This is a genomic window from Acinetobacter sp. V116_7 (genome assembly GCF_056735735.1).
The window spans coordinates 88458-105699 of record NZ_JBWZIF010000026.1 but is presented as its reverse complement, the minus strand read 5'-3'; the positions used below and the strand labels follow the sequence as shown (position 1 = coordinate 105699).

Below are 17242 nucleotides of genomic sequence, written 5' to 3'. Positions count from 1 at the left end.
AAGTTGTGCTATGAGCACTATAGAAAAAATTGACGTCGTGATTATTGGGGCTGGGCCATCAGGTAGTTCTGCTGCTGCACTTCTTCGAAAAAAGGGCTATACCGTTACGGTCATTGAAAAACAGCATTTCCCGCGTTTTTCGATTGGTGAGTCATTGTTACCGCAATCTATGGCATTTTTAGAAGAGGCTGGTTTATTAGAAACAGTCCGTGAGCATGTTGAACAATATGCTTTTCAATTTAAAAATGGTGCGGCTTTTCTACGTGGCAAACAGCGTAGCTTTTATGACTTTACAGAAAAATTTACGGAGGGTCCGGGAACAACTTGGCAAGTTCGCCGTGCAGATTTTGACAATTTGCTAGCAAAACAGGCTCAAGTTTATGGCGCAGATATACGCTTTGGACATGAAGTCTTAGATGTTGATGTTGCATCTGAACAGCCTGTACTTACAGTAATCGATGAAGAACAACAGCGTTATCAGATTCAAACTAAATTTTTGTTAGATGCGAGTGGCTTTGGGCGAATTTTGCCAAAGTTATTAGATTTAGAGAGCCCATCAAATTTTCCAGTACGACGTGCGTTGTTTACCCATATTGAAGACGGAATTACAGATGACCCAGAGTTTGACCGTAATAAAATTTTAATTACGGTGCATGAAAAAGATCACCGTGCATGGTATTGGCTGATTCCATTTGCAGATGGACGGGCTTCTTTCGGTGTGGTGGCAGAACAAGAATTTTTTGACAAATACACGGTCGAAAATGCTGAAGATAATGAACCAGAGGCAATGTTTAAGCGTATTTTGGCTGATGAATCAAGCTTGTCACATGTCTTGCGCCATGCAAAGTTTGATACACCAGTGCGGACCTTGGTGGGCTACTCAGCGAATGTAAAACACTTGGCAGACCGTAATTATGCACTATTAGGTAATGCGGGTGAGTTTCTTGATCCAGTTTTTTCATCAGGTGTTACGATTGCTCTTAAATCTTCAAGTTTGGCGGTTCCTTTGGTTGAACGAGTTTTGCAAGGTCAGCAAGTCGACTGGTTAGAAGAATATGAAAAACCATTACGCCGCGGCATTCAGGTATTTCGTGCCTATGTTGAGTCATGGTACGAAGGTGAGTTCCAAGATGTTGTGTTTTCGCAAAATCAGAATGAAGGCATTCGCCGTATGATTTCTTCATTATTGGCTGGTTATGCGTGGGATGAAAAAAATCCAATCCATAAAAATGCCAAACGTAGACTCAGCACCTTGGCAGAATATTGTCGTGAAGGCTTGGCGCAAGAACAGGTACTTGAGGGATAACCATGCAACGCAAATGGGCAACGATATTACTCAGTAGCTTTATATTTTTAAATGGTTGTCAGGTTATGCCACATGCTAAAGGGCTGCAAAGTCCTCTATGGCAGGCTCAGACTTATCAAAGGCAAGATCAAGTTGAAGTTCAGTGGAAGCAGCAAAGTTTTAGCTTCTTGTTATATCAACAGCAAAAGGGTGCTGTACTGGATATGGTCGCTTTAAGCCTGACAGGCCAGCAATTATTTAAGTTACAGTTTGATGGGCATCGGGTTCATGTTGAACAGCGTATTGATCAAATGCGTTTATTGCCTTTTGAGTTTGTGGTGCGTGACCTTTTGTTTGCGACATACCCTCAGTTTTCGCATTTAGGGCAGCAAGCTGTAGAGATGAAACAACAAGCAGACAAGCAGGTTATTTATATTGAAAAGCAGCCTGTGTTGCAGCTTAAACAGGGACAAGGAAGCATTGAATTGATTAATGAACAAGTCCCTTATACCATGACGCTGAGTTCGATTGAGAACACCTTGCAGACAGAAGAAAGCCCTACACCATGAAACATTTACCTTCAGCAAATGCAGCTCCAATGGCAGTAGGCATACAATTTAGTGTTGGTTTATCTGCATTAGGCTGCGAGCTTAATCAAATTAAACAGGCATTACAACAGCCGCAGCAAACCTTGAGTTTGCGTGATGATTTAATCGCTGATCGTGATGTTTGGGTCGGACAATATACGCATCCATTAAGTTCGAGCGTACCTGATACTTTACAGTCTGTAGATTCACGTAATCTACGTTTTGCATTAACCGCCTTATCTAAAATTGAAACAGAGTTAAAAGCTTATACAGCAACCTTTGAAAATAAACGTTTGGCGATTGTGGTGGGCACATCGACTTCTGGTATTGCAGATAATGAATTATTACTTAAGCAATATTTTCAAGGGCAAACAGATCTATCGATATCTCATTATCCTCAAGAAATGAGCTGTTTAGCGAAAGCATTACAGCAGTACTTAGGATGGGAAGGGCCAGCCTACACGATTTCGACAGCTTGTTCTTCAAGCGCTAAAGCATTAGCTGCAGGGCAGAGATTACTTCACGCAGATTTAGCTGATGTTGTGCTAGTCGGTGGCGTCGATACCTTGTGTAAGTTGACTCTAAATGGATTTAATAGCCTAGAAAGTTTATCTGAACATATTTGCCAACCCTGCGGTCTAAACCGTGATGGTATTAATATTGGTGAAGCTGCTGCGTTTTTTGTACTGAGTAAAGAACAAGCACCTGTCATGTTAATGGGAGTGGGTGAATCTATGGATGCATGGCACATTTCGGCCCCGCACCCTGAAGGTAAAGGTGCCGCTTTAGCTATGCAACGTGCATTAGATATGGCAAATATTTCCGCTCAAGAGGTGGGCTATATCAACTTGCATGGAACAGCAACTCCACAAAATGACGCAATGGAAATTAAGGCTGTAAGGCAAGTTTTTGGTGATTACCAAGTTGCTTTAAGTAGTACAAAACATAAAACTGGACATTGCCTCGGTGCAGCGGGTGCCATCGAAGCTTTTATTTGTGAGCAAGTTTTAAAAGATCAAAGTTGGTTGCCTTTACATCAAAGTGGTGAGGTTGATCCAGATTTGGCTGACCAAAACTATGTGCAAGAAGCTGAACTAAAACAATCCATTCGCTATGTCATGAGTAATTCTTTCGCTTTTGGGGGAAGTAATATTAGTCTTGTTTTTGGAGTGAAGCCCTAGTGAAACTAGATGCAATTCAATATATTCCTCATGAGCAACCGATGGTATTTATTGACCATTTAACCGAGGTTGCAGAAGGGCGAGCGCAAGCAGAACTCACGATTACGCCAGAGCTGATGTTTTGTGAAGCAGAAGGTTTGCCGACATGGGCAAGCATTGAAATTATGGCACAAACGATTAGTGCTTATTCAGGCTGGCAAGGTCAGCAGTCAAAACAAGCGCCAAAAGTTGGTTTTTTATTGGGAACGCGTAAGTTAAATTTACCGATCCCTTACTTCGCCTTGGGTTCTCGATTGATCATTCAAATAGAACAACAATATTTTCATGAAGGACTTGGGCAATTTTCCTGTGAAATTCAATATGCTGAACACTGCATTCAGGCAACGTTAAGTGTATTTGAGCCAACAGAATCACCATTTGAATAACCACAAAGAATTAGGAATACATTGTGACAAGACGAATTTTAGTAACAGGTTCAAGTCGAGGAATTGGGAAAGCGATTGCATTACAACTAGCAAAGGCTGGTTTTGATGTGACTGTACATGCACGTTCGCGTCAGGCAGAGGCTGAGCAAGTCGTACAAGAGATTCAAGCATTAGGACAAAATAGCCATTATCTAATGTTTGATGTAAATGAACGCCAGACGGTTCAACAAATTTTAGAGCAAGATGTAGAGCAGCATGGCGGATTCTATGGCGTTGTATTGAATGCAGGTCTTACCCATGATGGTGCTTTTCCAGCGCTCACCGATCAAGATTGGGATGAAGTGATTTCGACTTCCCTAGACGGTTTTTATAACGTATTAAAACCACTCATCATGCCAATGATTCACTTACGCAAAGGTGGCCGTATTGTCACTTTATCTTCTGTGTCTGGAATTATGGGTAATCGTGGTCAGGTCAACTACAGTGCTGCAAAAGCAGGTCTGATTGGTGCGACCAAAGCTTTGGCACTCGAATTGGCGAAGCGAAAAATTACTGTGAACTGTGTTGCACCAGGGTTGATTGAAACTGAAATGGTGACAGATGAAGTCAAAGAACATGCGCTTAAAATGATTCCGTTGCAACGCATGGGTCAGGTTGATGAAGTGGCGAGTGTAGTAAAATTCTTATGTTCAGATGAAGCTTCTTATGTAACCCGACAGGTGATCTCTGTAAATGGAGGACTCATCTGATGAAACGTGTGGTCGTGACAGGAATGGCTGGAATTACCTCTTTAGGTGAAACTTCCGATGAGATCTTTGCTCGATTTGACGCTGCCAAAAGCGGTATACGCTACATGCCAGAGTGGGAGCAATATGTTGATCTTCGGACCAAGCTTGCTGGCCCTGTTGAAACATTCCATGTTCCAAAACATTTTAACCGTAAAGTTACCCGTGGGATGGGGCGTGTAGCGCTTATGTCTGTGGTTTGTGCCGAAAATGCTTTACAAAATGCTGGTTTGCTTGGGCATGAAATTTTGTCTAGTGGCGAAGCCGGTGTTGCTTTTGGTTCTTCTGCGGGTAGCGTAGAGGCCGTGGGTGAGTTTGCTAGCATGTTGCTTCATCAGAGCATGAGTAAGATCAACGCAACAACCTATATTCGTATGATGGCCCACACAAGCGCAGTGAATATGACCGTATATTTTGGTCTAAAAGGCTTAACTTTACCGACCTCAAGTGCATGTACTTCTGGCTCTATGGCCATTGGGCAAGCCTATGAAGCGATTAAATATGGTAAACAACAGGTCATGATTGCGGGTGGTGCAGAGGAACTCAGTGCAGCAGGTGCAGCGGTTTTTGATGTATTGTTCGCGACCAGTGGCTTGAATGACCAACCCGAAAAAACACCGCGTCCATTTGATGCCAAGCGAGATGGATTGGTGATTGGTGAAGGGGCAGGCTGTTTAATTTTAGAAGAATACGAACATGCCAAAGCTCGAGGTGCTCATATCTATGCAGAGGTGATTGGCTATGGTAGCAACACCGATGGTCAACATGTAACTAAACCAGATGCCGAGATGATGGGGCGCTGTATGCAATTGGCTCTTAAAGATGCATCTGTAGAGGCTAAAGACATCGCTTATGTGAATGCACATGGCACCTCAACAGATCAGGGGGATGTAGCTGAAAGTCAGGCGACAGCAACAGTTTTAGGACGTAAACCAATCAGCTCTTTAAAAAGCTACTTTGGACATACGCTGGGGGCGTGTGGAGCTATTGAAGCTTGGCTGAGCATTGAAATGATGAATCGTGGCCGCTTTATTCCAACTTTAAACCTAGATGAAATTGATCCATTGTGCGGTGATCTAGATTATATCGTTCAGCAACCGAGAACTTTGGATGCTGACATTATTATGAGCAATAACTTTGCTTTTGGCGGAATTAATACTTCGCTTATTTTTAAACGTGTTAAACAATAAGGAACACAACAATGTTAAATAAAAAACTTTTATTTGTAGCAATGCTAAGTGCGGGTTTTACTGCCACTGTTCAGGCTGGAGATGAAGTACATCAGTTAAATTTTAAAGAAGCTGTAGACCGTGCAGTTGCAGATGGGACTTTAGATGGTTCAGTAAAGTTTTATTTAAAGGGTACAAAGTCTGGCGGTAAAATCATTCAAAAAGATGCTGTGACTAATAAAAAAACCAATGGTTTTGGTAAGTCAGCAGCAACGTCTTGTGACTGGGTTTTACGTTCAGCACTGATCCAAATGCAAAACAATGCTAAAGCACAAGGTGCAAACGCTGTTACCAATATTGTGAGCTATTTTAAAGCCAATGAAACTACAAGTACGACAACTTACGATTGCTATAAAGGTGCCATGATGGCGGGTGTTACCTTAAAAGGTGACGTGGTTAAATTCTAATTAATTTTAAATAAGGTCGGGATAGTGTCTAAACGTAATATTGAAGTCTACACACAGGCATTGTCCCAGCTTCTTTTAAAATCTAAACAAGGTTTTCCAGACTTCCGTACATTTAATCATTATAAAAAACAGCAAATACATAATATTAGAAACGAGCTCATAGCACAGAAATTACAAATTAAAATAACGGATTTGGAGTTTGCAAAGCATGAGCATGGCAAGCCATATTTATTGAATCACGATTTAGATTTTAATCACTCTCATAGTCAACAATACTATGCTTTAGCGATGAGTCAGCATGTTAAAGATATCGGTATAGACGTTGAAGAGTTAGACCGTAAAGTACGTTTGGACGCTCTAGCGCAGCATGCATTTCATCCCGATGAATATGCAACATGGCAAAGTCTAGAACAAGATAGAGAATATTGGTTTAAAGTCTGGACGACAAAAGAGGCTGTTCTAAAAGCTTCAGGCCTTGGTATACGTTTAGATTTAAATACTTTAAATACTCAAGCACATCCTACAGACCGTGGCGGAATATGTTCTCATCCACTGATCGGGACATTTGCTTATCAAAACTTCGTTGTGGGTAATATGATTTTAACAGTAGCATGGCGCTCAGAATTATCTTGCCGTGGTTTTCAATTTCCTACAATTCAGCTTCATTCACTTGATACTTAATAAGCGAATAGCAGACATAAAAAAACCGCGAATTACGCGGTTTTTTAGTTTAGAGCAAGCTATAAAATTAAGCTTGACCTTCAACAGCTTGAGCACGTTGCATATTCGCTTCGAACTCTGCATCAAAGTTGATTGGTGTAAGAAGTAACTGTGGGAAGCTACCTTTAGTGACTAAATCATTTACCGCTTCACGTAAGAACGGGAACAAAATATTTGGGCAATACGCGCCTAAAATATACGGTAAGCGATCTTCTTCGATGTTATCAATCAAGAAAATACCTGATTGAGTGATATCTACAATGAACGCTGTTTCGTTGTCGTTATCGGCTTGTACCACAACTTTTAAAGAAACTTCAAAATGAGTTGGATCAATTTTTTCTGCAGCAGAAGAAAGATTGATATTGAGTTCAGGTTGCCATTGTTTAGTAAAAACCTGCGCCCCAGGAACCTCAAAAGAAATATCTTTTGTATAAATACGCTCTAAAGCTAATTGTGGTTGAACTTGTTGTTCTTCGCTCATTGTTTTTTCCTTAATATGGATGCGAGATTAAGCCAATAATTCGTCGAGTTTACCTTCACGCTCTAAAGCATAAAGTTGGTCAAAACCACCAATAAACTGATCGTTAATAAAAATTTGTGGGACAGTACGATGATTAGTGCGTTGCATTAATTCAACACGTACTTCCGGTGCTTCAACAGAAAGATTTACTTCTTTGTAAGCAACACCTTTACGCTCAAGTAACTGTTTAGCACGAACACAATACGGGCATACAGAAGTTGAGTAAACAATGACATTTGCAGCCATAATAATTCTCCTTAAGCTTTTGGTTTGCTTTTTACAAGAGGTAAGCCTTGTGCTTTCCAGTTACTAATGCCACCATCGAGTCGATAGCTGTCATGGTGAGCAACTTTTTGCAAAGCACTACCAGCGACTTGCCCGAGGTTGCAAATAAATACTAATGGACGGTCACTTGCTTTTAATTCATCAGCATGACTTGCAATTTGGCTGAAAGGAATATTGCGGCTACCACTAATATGACCTTCACGGAAGTCTTTACTATCGCGCAAGTCGATGAGTATGGCATTTTTCGCTTTCACTAAAATACCAAGCGACTGTGGTGAAATTTTACGACCGTTACGTTGACCTTCAAAAATGAAGAACAACACGACCAAGACTCCGAGCGTACCAAACAAAATGGGGTGATTCCCCATAAACTCTAACCAGCGTTCCACAAGTCACCTAAAAAAAATTAAAAACAAAATTGACCTAGAGTATAGCGTATATAGATGGTGATCAAAATCACCACTTCAAGGGCAAAGCGGACAGAAAATTAGTTTTTTTGCTGTGCTTCTTGAATCTCATCATTTAAACGCAAAAAGCTATCTAGGCGCCGTGGTAAAATTTCACCAGATTCTACAGCATGTTTTAACCCACAGTTCTTTTCATGAGTATGGGTGCAATTACGGAATTGGCAAGAACCCAAATGTGCTTCAATTTCTGGAAAGCCCATACGAATTTTTTCTAAATCAAGATGCCAAAGCCCAAATTCACGAATTCCCGGTGAGTCGATTAACGCCCCATTTTTACCGAAATTCATTAAACGTGTAGAGGTTGTTGTGTGCTGACCAAGTGCAGAGTTTTCAGAAATAATATTTGTTTTTTGCTCTGCTTCTGGAATGAGCACATTAATTAAAGAGCTTTTTCCTACACCTGACTGGCCAACGAAAGCTACTGTTTCGCCATCTAAACGTTCAGATAAAGCAGAGATATCTCCCTTTTTAGACTGACAAATCATCACCTCATAACCCAAAGTTTTATATTCTTCTAATAGTGTGAGAATTGGGTCATTTTCGGTTAACAAATCAGACTTATTGAGGACTAAAAGAGCAGGAATATTAGCATCTGCACAAGCAACTAAATAACGGTCAATTAACGTTGGTGCAGGTTCAGGAAGTGGTGAAAAGACAATCACAATCAAACTGATATTTGCTGCCACAGGTTTAACTTTGTGATAACGGTCTGGACGGGTAAGTAAAGAGGTACGAGGGTGAATGGCTGTAATAATACCTAAACCCGTGTTTGGGTCAGCTTGCCATTTAACTCGATCACCAGTCACAAGTAATTCTAAGTTTGTTCGAGTATGACAGCGCCATACGCTTTTGAGCTCGATAGGTTTCCAGAAAGGTTCTGGCTCTCCTTCGGCAACTTGAGGTTTTTCTGGGTGATGCTCAGGTACAGAGAGTGCTTGTACTTCAAGTTGGCGGCCATAATGTTGTACAACGAGTCCGTCCAGATCTTGTGAAGTATCAGCCTCTTCTTGGCGAGTTTTGTGCTGTTTTTCAATACGACGTTGCTGTTGTTCAGTTAAACGACGCTTACGAATTAAAGCCATTCATATCCCAAAAAAACCACTGTTTGAAGATGGCAAAAATAGCATGAAGCGGCTATAGAATTACAGCGCAGATGCAAGAAATTTGCTACTATTGATGTTTTTACGGCATTTTAGAACGTACATACATGAGCAGTACTTTAAATACACGATTAATTTGGATTGATCTGGAAATGACCGGATTAGATACCGATAATGACCAAATTATTGAAATCGCAACAATTATTACAGATGATCATTTAAATGTACTTGCCGAAGGTCCGGTTTTAGCCGTTCACCAGCCTGACCGTATTTTAAATGCAATGGATGAGTGGAATACCCGCCAACATGGGCAGTCTGGTCTGATTGAACGAGTTCGTCGCAGCAAATTAACAGCTCGTGATGCTGAGTTACAAACTTTAGAATTCCTAAAAAAATGGGTGAATCCAAAAGTTTCACCGATGTGTGGTAACTCGATCTGTCAGGATCGCCGTTTCTTACACCGTCTTATGCCTGAACTTGAGCAGTATTTTCACTACCGTAATCTTGATGTATCTACGGTAAAAGAACTTTCAAAACGCTGGCGCCCTGAAATCATGAGCGGTTTGAAAAAGAATGCATCGCATTTGGCAATGGATGATATTCGTGACTCGATTTCTGAGTTGAAATACTACCGTGAATATTTTTTTATCATGAACACTGACGGTAAAGATTAATGACTTTGCCTGAGTGATATGAAAGGGAGGCTATTGCCTCCTTTTTTATTGTTTAAAGGGGATTGTTACAATAATGCCGATCGCCTGATTTGGCTTTCATATTCATTTTGCTTAAAATGATGTTTTAAATTTTTATTATAAAAAGAGAGCATTTATGCAAAGTAATAACCCGATACTGACCCGTGTTGAAACGGTCAGTGACTATAGTCAACCGATGACTGTGCAAGGTGCGATTCAAAAATCTGTAATGTTGACAGTTATTGCTGCTGCGGTGGGTGTCGCTTTATTTTTCTATGCAGCCTTTACTGCAAATGTTGGCATTGCTTACGCGGCTTCAATTGTGGGTGCAATTGGTGGCTTGGTTTTAGCTTTAATTACAACGTTTAAACCAACGACCGCGCCAACATTGGCAATTCCGTATGCCTTATTTGAAGGGGCTTTTTTAGGTGGTATTTCTTTTACTTTCCAGTTGAAATACCCAGGTGTTCCTCTTCAAGCTTTATTAGCGACTTTCGTTACGACTTTGGTGATGTTTGGTCTATATAAGTTCCAAATTATACGTGCAACTGAAAAGTTCAAGTCAGTTGTAATTTCTGCATCTTTGGCGATCTTTATTGTATTTATCGTCCAGATGGTCATGCGTTTAGCATTTGGTTCAAGCGTTCCTTATATTTTTGAAAGTAACTGGTTAGGCATTGGCTTTGCTGCATTTGTTGCAGTGATTGCTTCACTTAACCTGATTTTAGATTTTGATTTAATTGAAACTAATGCAGCATATCGCGCACCAAAATTCATGGAATGGTTGTGTGGTATCGCATTACTTGCAACTTTAGTGTGGATGTATATTTCTTTCTTACGCTTACTTGGCTTATTGTCTGACGACTAAGATTGAATTCATCGAGAAGTCGCTCCTTATCAGGAGCGATTTTTTTTCGTGCGATTTTTGAAAAAAGATGCATTATGCAATTTCGAAAACCGCTGAATATTGGCATTATGCTTGAAATTGTTTTGAGTGAGATCGGCATGACACAAGGACTTTTAGCAGGTAAGCGCTTTTTGATTGCAGGCGTTGCTAGTAAATTATCAATTGCTTTTGGTATTGCACAAGCATTACACCGTGAAGGTGCAGAGCTTGCATTTACTTATCCAAACGAAAAATTAAAAAAACGTGTGGATGAATTTGCTGAGCAATTCGGTTCTAAGCTTGTGTTTCCATGTGATGTTGCTGTTGATGCTGAAATTGATAATGCATTTGCAGAACTTGCAAAACATTGGGACGGTGTAGACGGTGTTGTGCACTCAATCGGCTTTGCACCTGCACACACGCTTGATGGTGACTTCACTGACGTGACTGACCGTGACGGTTTTAAAGTTGCTCATGACATCAGTGCATACAGCTTTATTGCAATGGCTCGTGCTGCAAAACCTTTATTACAAGCTCGTCAAGGCTGTTTATTGACTTTGACTTACCAAGGTTCTGAGCGCGTTATGCCTAACTACAACGTAATGGGTATGGCAAAAGCTTCTTTAGAAGCGGGTGTTCGCTACTTAGCATCAAGCTTGGGTGTTGATGGTATTCGTGTAAACGCGATTTCTGCGGGTCCAATCCGTACTTTAGCTGCTTCTGGTATTAAGTCTTTCCGTAAAATGTTAGATGCCAATGAAAAAGTTGCGCCGTTAAAACGTAATGTAACGATTGAAGAAGTAGGTAATGCAGCGTTGTTCCTATGCTCACCTTGGGCTTCAGGTATTACTGGTGAAATTCTATATGTAGATGCTGGTTTCAATACTGTAGGTATGAGCCAATCTATGATGGATGATGAATAATTAGATTTATCTAATTTATATAGTAAAGCCGCTTTAATAGCGGCTTTACTTTAACAACTTAATTTCACTTTTGTGTCATTTCAAAATTAATATAAATATATCGCTATAGTCTAATTATTCGTTTTGGGGATAGGGTCCTTCAATAGACCATTCATGATCTTTGTAATATTCAAGCCATTCATCAAACATAGGATCATCTATACCGCAGCGCGAGAATTCATCTTGCAGAGTGCAGGAAAATGAATTGCTCTCCATGCTCCATTTAATAGATTTAATTTTTTGGTTTCTTTCAAGAGGAAAGTCAATTTCTAAGCCAATGAAAGGAATAAATGGCATTTCAATCTTTTTATATGCCACTGCCCAATTCTTCGATTGGTCTAAAGTTTGACTATCCCAGATGTATAAAAGAAGGTGAACTTTTGCATATTGCTATCCATGTTAAGAAACTTGTTTATAATTTAATAAATACTTAAATATCCAATTTGTGAAGCCGTACTTTGGTAATTTTATATCGCTTCGTAGAGCTTATCTGGTAAAAGTACATAGTTAAGCAATTTATACTATTTGTTCTCTCATATATTTTTTTGCTTGGTTTAATATATCTTCACCCATTGTTTTCGAAATTAAATCATCAAGTTCACCTGCTATAAATTGTTCGAAAGAAACAGACTTTGAACCACTCGAATGAGCAAAACGCCCATATGTACAAATGACATTTTTTTCCTTGTGAATTATCAATTCATATAGTTCATCTCCAATGTTGTCTAAAGTCCACTTTTTGATAATTCCATTTACCCAAGGTTCGTGCATTTAACTACTCTCTTTTGATATATCGTTGTGATAATAAAATATAATTAATTGGATTTTCTATCTTATTTTATCGACATATAAAAACAATATTTTCGTCAAGATGCATAATAATCAAGAGTTATCAGCCCTTCGAAAATGAGCTGATAACTCTAATTGAATAAAGAAATAGCATCTATAGTGCTATTAATTTGGCAGTTCTTTTACAGGTGAACCACCTAAAGCTTGCATGAGAGTGACATACGCGTTGTATTGGCTTTGCTTGGTTTCAACAAGACTTAGACGTGCAGTACGTGTGGTTTGCTGAGCATCGAGAAGTGTTTTTAATGCGACAGCACCATAACGGTAACGGACTTCAGTTAAACGTTCAGTTTTTTCTGCAAGTTCAACATTACGTTCCTGTAACGCTACTTGTTTGTCGAGTTCGGTACGACTCGATAAAGCGTTTTCTACATCAGCAAAAGCCTGATAAAGCGTTTGACGATATTGAATAATCGCTTTTTCATAATCCAGATTGCTAATTGCGATATCTTTCTTCATATCGTTATATTGCAAAAACGGTAAGCTCAAACTCGCCCCAAGCGTCAGGGCAGGGTTATGTAATAACTCCGTTAACGATGTGCTGCTTGAGCCCAAACTACTCGTTAAGCTAATCGATGGATAGTAGCTCGCCTTAGTAGCATCTTTAGTGGCTAATGCTTTTCTTAAACGTAATTCACTTGCTTGCAAATCAGGGCGGCGCGATAAAATATCGGCAGGTAAACCAGCACCAATTGCAGGTAGAGCAGTGCGTGGTAAACGCTTTGGCTCTTGAATGTTTAATTGTTGCAATGGCTCATGCAATAGCACTGCAATAGCCGTGCGTGTTTCAACTCGTTGTTGTTCAATCTGGCTTAAACTCGCTTTCTGGCTTTGTACCGATTGTTCTGCTTGAGTCAGATCTACACCTGAAACTGCGCCAGCTTTATATTGAATTTGTACCAAGTCATAAAGCTTTTGTGATGTTGCGAGACTTTGCTGGGCAGTTGTGTAGCGCTCATTTAAATAACCGAGTTGCCAATAGAGTTTTGCAGTGGTTGCAATTAAACTTTGTCCAGTGGCTTGTAAGTCTTGTTCGGTCGCTAAGGCTTCCCATTTACTTGCTTCAGTTTGGCGTGCAAGCTTGCCAAACAAGTCAAGCTCATAGCTTACACCCGCACTCATTGATAGACCTTTAGAGCTATCATCTCCCGAATTTAAATCGAAAGAATGTCCTGTAGAAACGTTTGAGCTGGTACGTAAGCCTTGTTTGTTTGCAGTTAGATCAGCTTGTAGACGGGCTTGCTTTAAGGCAATACCTGCAACTGCTAAATCACTGTTACGTTCTAATACATTGCTTACAAGCTGATTGAGCTGTGCATCATTGAAAAGCGTCCACCAACGATCAGAGTATTGATCGGCAGATATGTTTTTTGCTTTTGCTGTGTCATATTGAAAGCTACCCGGAACTTGTACCGCAGGCGTTTCATAAGGTGTTTTTACTACAGCTGCACATCCTACAAGAGAACCTGTGAGAAGAAGTGCTGTGCTGAGTTTAGTCATAGAGAAAGACATGCAATTTTCCTTATTCTCGAGATAGTGCGGCAACAGGGTCAAGTTTCGCGGCATTCTTGGCAGGCAAGAAACCGAATACGACACCAATCAGTGTTGAACAGACAAATGCCGCAATAATAGAAGTGCTTGAATAAGCCACGCTAAAGTTACCGCCAGCAAATTTATTAATGAGTTGTCCAAGGCCAAGCGATAGTAAGACGCCAAGCACACCACCAATTAAACACACCAAAATTGCTTCAATTAGGAATTGCTGCAGAATATCACTTTGACGAGCACCTACGGCCATACGTACACCAATTTCTTGAGTACGTTCAGTCACAGAAACCAACATAATATTCATTACCCCGATACCACCAACCACCAGTGAAATTACGGCAATTGCTGAAACCAGAAGCGTCATTGTGCTGGTTGTTTTCTCAATGGTTTGACGGATACTGTCACTGTTCATGGTGAAAATATCTTGTGCACCATGGCGCTGGGTTAATAAATTTACAATCGCATTTTCTGCGGCAGCAGTTGAATATTTGTCATTAATACGAACCACGATATTACGTACATTAGACTGACCCAACATACGGCTCATTACGGTTGTATACGGCATATAGACATTTAACGTATCATCTGAACCCATGCCGCTTGTCTGCGGCTCTACAATCCCGATAATACGTGCTGGTACACTACCGAGCAGTACGACTTGGCCAATTGGATTGCTACCATCTCCAAAGAATTGTTTTTGCGTATTAGTATCAATGACAACATCTTGTGAACGATCACGCACACTACGTTGGTCGAAAGTTTGCCCATCTTTAAAGACTAAACCTTTTACATCGAAATAATCGTTACTCACACCATTAATGGTCGCATTTGCTTCATTCTGCTGGTAACGCATGGTTTTGGATGTACTGACGATTGGGCTGACTGCGCTGACATAAGGTTGAGTCATTAACGCATCAGCATCGGCAGGAACCAATGTTTTAAAGTTTGCAGTTTTGGAGTTATCACCAAAACCACGGCCCTGAAACACCGTAATCGTATTTGTTCCCAGACTACTAATATTACTTAAAATTTGTTGTTGAGAACCTTTACCTAGCGCGACCACTGTAACAACAGATGCAATACCAATAATGATCCCAAGCATGGTTAAAAAAGTACGCATGCGGTGGGCATTCATAGACAGTAAAGCCATTTGAAAAGCTTCTGACAAACGATCTAAAGTAGAACGCCATGCAGAAATACTTTTGCCTTTCTTTTGTTTGCCTTGCAAAGCAGGAGCGGCATCAGGATCAGAATTGCCTGGTTCGGCTGCTTGATCAGGAACATTAGGACGGTCACTAATAATTTCTCCGTCACTAATTTCGATAATACGCGTCGCATTTTTTGCAACTTGCATATCGTGGGTGACTAAAATAATAGTATGACCAGCGGCATTGAGTTCACGCAAAATACGCATCACCTCAACACCACTATGAGAGTCGAGTGCCCCCGTCGGTTCATCTGCCAGAATAACGTCACCGCCATTCATGAGCGCACGGGCAATAGAAACACGTTGCTGCTGACCGCCAGAGAGCTGGCTTGGTCTATTAAGTGTTTTAGTACCTAAACCTAATTCAGTCAGTAGAGCCGTTGCGCGTTGTTTACGCTCAGAAGGGGTAACACCTGCATAAACAGCCGGAACTTCAACGTTACCTTCAGCAGATAAGTCTCCCAGTAAATGGTAGCGCTGGAAAATAAAACCAAAATATTCACGACGTAGTCGAGCCAGTTGATCTGGCTCGAGTTTACCAGTCTCTTGTCCACTGACCTTGTAACTACCACTCGTAGGGCGGTCTAAACAGCCCAAAATATTCATGAGTGTTGACTTACCGGAACCAGACTGACCGACAATGGCAACCAGTTCGCCCTCGTAAATGGTAAGGTCAATGCCTTTTAAAATTTGTATCGTGCTTTCGCCAGCAGGGAATTCCCGGACTAGATTGCTGACTTCAAGCAAAGCTTGTTTTGTCATGCTTACATTCCCATTGGGCCACTACGGCGACGATTATTACTACTATTAGCTGATGCAGCAGAAGTATCTGCGCTATCGGCAATGACAACTTGATCACCTTGTTTTAAGCCTGCAAGAACTTGTGCATTTACACGGTTGTTAATGCCAACCAAAATTTGAGTTGGTTTAGTTGTACCATCAGCTTGTAATACACGTACAACACTTAACGTTAATTTGCCTTGTTCAATTAACTGTTTTTGCTCAGCAGTCAGGTTAAGACGCTCTAAACGAGCTCCATTTCCTTGTGATTTTTTAGCAGCTTCAGGTGTAGAGCTTGCTTTATCAGATGATTGGCCTGATTTTCTTTGACCTGAAAATTGTTTAGAGCTAAGTGCTGATGATGGAACGAGTAGGGCATTTTTAGCTGAGTTTAATACGATATAAACTTGTGCAGTCATATCAATACGCAATTTACCATCGATATTTGGCACATCGAATAAGGCATTATAGTAAACAGCTGAACTCGTTGTTGAGCTTGTCGTACTTGTTGATTCGCTAGAAATAGAATCTGGAGCAGGTTCAATCTGACGTAAAGTTGCATAACGCTTAGTGTCTTCACCTAATGTAGTGAAATAAACCTGTTGTCCTTTCTCAACTTTCATAATGTCAGCTTCACTGACTTGAGCCTTGATCGTCATATTTTGTAGTTTTGCAATTTTGACAATTGTTGGCGCACTTTGATTGGCGTTTACTGTTTGACCTTCTTCGGTCACAATCGCAACAACCGTACCATCTGTTGGAGCAACAATACGCGTATAACCAATATTGGTTTGCGCCGTAGATTTTGTGACTTTTGCCGATTCGATTTGTGCATCTAACGCTTTGATTTGTGCCTGAGCTGTTTTATAGCTTGCCTCAGCCGATTCTAAATCTGCACGCGGTGTTGCATCTTGCGCATACATTTGTTGCTGACGGCGGTATTCAAGTTGTTTTTCATTCAAAGAAGCAACTTGCTGAAGGCGCTGTGCTTCTAAATTTTTAATATTTGCATCAGAAGTTTTTAAACTATTTTCTTGGGTCGTTGAATCAATCTGTGCAATAAGTTGACCTTGCTTAACCTGATCGCCAAGTTGCACATACATCTTTTTAACCTGACCAGATACCTGAGCACCGACACTAATCAGTTTGGTTGCATCAAGTGTACCCGTTGCAAGTACATTATTTTCAATATCCCCGCGTGTTACTTCGGCAGTAATATATTGAGGCTGCTGCTGTTTTGGCTTGAAAAACTTCCAGGCTAAAAGAGCAATAATGACTATACAGACGATGATAATAACAAGTTTGATTGGCTTTATTTTTGGCATGG

General features: G+C 40.5%; 20 protein-coding genes. 11 read left to right on the top strand and 9 right to left on the bottom strand.

Annotation, left to right across the window (positions count from 1 at the left end):
- The first annotated feature begins 10 nt into the window (after positions 1-10).
- Genes AC1PJP_RS11610 through AC1PJP_RS11575 form a run of 8 tightly spaced genes read left to right on the top strand, consistent with a single transcriptional unit; the run spans position 11 to position 6580 of the window.
- The gene (locus AC1PJP_RS11610) at positions 11-1306 is read left to right on the top strand and encodes an NAD(P)/FAD-dependent oxidoreductase (RefSeq protein ID WP_479767009.1); all 1296 of its coding nucleotides are present in this window, start codon (positions 11-13) and stop codon (positions 1304-1306) included.
- A 2-nt stretch (positions 1307-1308) separates the two neighbouring features.
- A complete protein-coding gene (locus AC1PJP_RS11605; RefSeq protein ID WP_068527992.1) occupies positions 1309-1854 on the top strand; it encodes a DUF3261 domain-containing protein in 546 nt (181 codons plus the stop codon).
- Complete coding sequence (locus AC1PJP_RS11600) at positions 1851-3053, top strand: beta-ketoacyl-[acyl-carrier-protein] synthase family protein (protein WP_479767008.1); 1203 nt, start codon at positions 1851-1853, stop codon at positions 3051-3053. Before AC1PJP_RS11605 ends, AC1PJP_RS11600 begins: the two co-directional genes overlap by 4 nt.
- Positions 3053-3478 carry a hotdog family protein gene (locus AC1PJP_RS11595; RefSeq protein ID WP_000762337.1) on the top strand — a complete coding sequence of 142 codons (426 nt, stop codon included), beginning with the start codon at positions 3053-3055 and terminating at the stop codon, positions 3476-3478. Before AC1PJP_RS11600 ends, AC1PJP_RS11595 begins: the two co-directional genes overlap by 1 nt.
- Positions 3479-3501: 23 nt before the next feature.
- A complete protein-coding gene (locus AC1PJP_RS11590) occupies positions 3502-4227 on the top strand; it encodes a 3-ketoacyl-ACP reductase FabG2 (protein ID WP_000198397.1) in 726 nt (241 codons plus the stop codon).
- Positions 4227-5453 (top strand): beta-ketoacyl-ACP synthase, encoded by a 1227-nt coding sequence (locus AC1PJP_RS11585; protein ID WP_479767007.1) that lies wholly within the window; start codon positions 4227-4229, stop codon positions 5451-5453. The genes AC1PJP_RS11590 and AC1PJP_RS11585 overlap by 1 nt, the downstream gene beginning before the upstream one ends.
- A gap of 11 nt (positions 5454-5464) precedes the next feature.
- The gene (locus AC1PJP_RS11580) at positions 5465-5899 is read left to right on the top strand and encodes a hypothetical protein (RefSeq protein ID WP_004794675.1); all 435 of its coding nucleotides are present in this window, start codon (positions 5465-5467) and stop codon (positions 5897-5899) included.
- A gap of 24 nt (positions 5900-5923) precedes the next feature.
- Positions 5924-6580 carry a 4'-phosphopantetheinyl transferase family protein gene (locus AC1PJP_RS11575; protein ID WP_479767006.1) on the top strand — a complete coding sequence of 219 codons (657 nt, stop codon included), beginning with the start codon at positions 5924-5926 and terminating at the stop codon, positions 6578-6580.
- Between the two features lie 67 nt (positions 6581-6647).
- On the opposite strand, the gene secB is transcribed toward AC1PJP_RS11575, so the two are convergent.
- The 4 genes from secB to rsgA all read right to left on the bottom strand — a co-directional run bounded on the left by secB (position 6648) and on the right by rsgA (position 8973).
- Positions 6648-7100 carry a protein-export chaperone SecB gene (secB, locus tag AC1PJP_RS11570; RefSeq protein ID WP_003654925.1) on the bottom strand — a complete coding sequence of 151 codons (453 nt, stop codon included), beginning with the start codon at positions 7098-7100 and terminating at the stop codon, positions 6648-6650.
- Positions 7101-7127: 27 nt separating this feature from the next.
- On the bottom strand, positions 7128-7385 hold the full coding sequence (grxC, locus tag AC1PJP_RS11565) for a glutaredoxin 3 (RefSeq protein WP_002114715.1): 258 nt from the start codon (positions 7383-7385) through the stop codon (positions 7128-7130).
- 11 nt (positions 7386-7396) lie between these two features.
- Positions 7397-7813, bottom strand: a complete 417-nt coding sequence (locus tag AC1PJP_RS11560) for a rhodanese-like domain-containing protein (RefSeq protein WP_004794673.1) — start codon at positions 7811-7813, stop codon at positions 7397-7399.
- Positions 7814-7911: 98 nt separating this feature from the next.
- On the bottom strand, positions 7912-8973 hold the full coding sequence (gene rsgA / locus AC1PJP_RS11555) for a small ribosomal subunit biogenesis GTPase RsgA (protein WP_005302303.1): 1062 nt from the start codon (positions 8971-8973) through the stop codon (positions 7912-7914).
- Positions 8974-9098: 125 nt separating this feature from the next.
- Here rsgA and orn point away from each other — a divergent pair, with 125 nt between their 5' ends.
- The 3 genes from orn to AC1PJP_RS11540 all read left to right on the top strand — a co-directional run bounded on the left by orn (position 9099) and on the right by AC1PJP_RS11540 (position 11492).
- Complete coding sequence (gene orn, locus AC1PJP_RS11550; RefSeq protein ID WP_005302306.1) at positions 9099-9665, top strand: oligoribonuclease; 567 nt, start codon at positions 9099-9101, stop codon at positions 9663-9665.
- A gap of 154 nt (positions 9666-9819) precedes the next feature.
- Entirely contained in the window at positions 9820-10551 is a 732-nt protein-coding gene (locus AC1PJP_RS11545; protein ID WP_004794670.1) for a Bax inhibitor-1/YccA family protein, read from the top strand.
- Positions 10552-10688: 137 nt separating this feature from the next.
- The gene (locus tag AC1PJP_RS11540; protein WP_023274323.1) at positions 10689-11492 is read left to right on the top strand and encodes an enoyl-ACP reductase FabI; all 804 of its coding nucleotides are present in this window, start codon (positions 10689-10691) and stop codon (positions 11490-11492) included.
- A 114-nt stretch (positions 11493-11606) separates the two neighbouring features.
- Here AC1PJP_RS11540 and AC1PJP_RS11535 read toward each other — a convergent pair whose 3' ends face one another.
- The 5 genes from AC1PJP_RS11535 to AC1PJP_RS11515 form a co-directional block, all read right to left on the bottom strand.
- Positions 11607-11849, bottom strand: coding sequence for a hypothetical protein (locus AC1PJP_RS11535; protein ID WP_479767005.1), 243 nt, complete (start codon positions 11847-11849; stop codon positions 11607-11609).
- A 198-nt stretch (positions 11850-12047) separates the two neighbouring features.
- Positions 12048-12302: a hypothetical protein gene (locus AC1PJP_RS11530; protein ID WP_252060495.1), complete on the bottom strand. Its 255-nt coding sequence runs from the start codon at positions 12300-12302 to the stop codon at positions 12048-12050.
- Positions 12303-12485: 183 nt separating this feature from the next.
- Positions 12486-13880, bottom strand: coding sequence for an efflux transporter outer membrane subunit (locus AC1PJP_RS11525; protein ID WP_479767051.1), 1395 nt, complete (start codon positions 13878-13880; stop codon positions 12486-12488).
- Between the two features lie 22 nt (positions 13881-13902).
- Complete coding sequence (locus AC1PJP_RS11520; protein WP_005302315.1) at positions 13903-15897, bottom strand: MacB family efflux pump subunit; 1995 nt, start codon at positions 15895-15897, stop codon at positions 13903-13905.
- Between the two features lie 2 nt (positions 15898-15899).
- A complete protein-coding gene (locus AC1PJP_RS11515; protein ID WP_479767004.1) occupies positions 15900-17240 on the bottom strand; it encodes a MacA family efflux pump subunit in 1341 nt (446 codons plus the stop codon).
- Positions 17241-17242 lie beyond the last annotated feature (2 nt).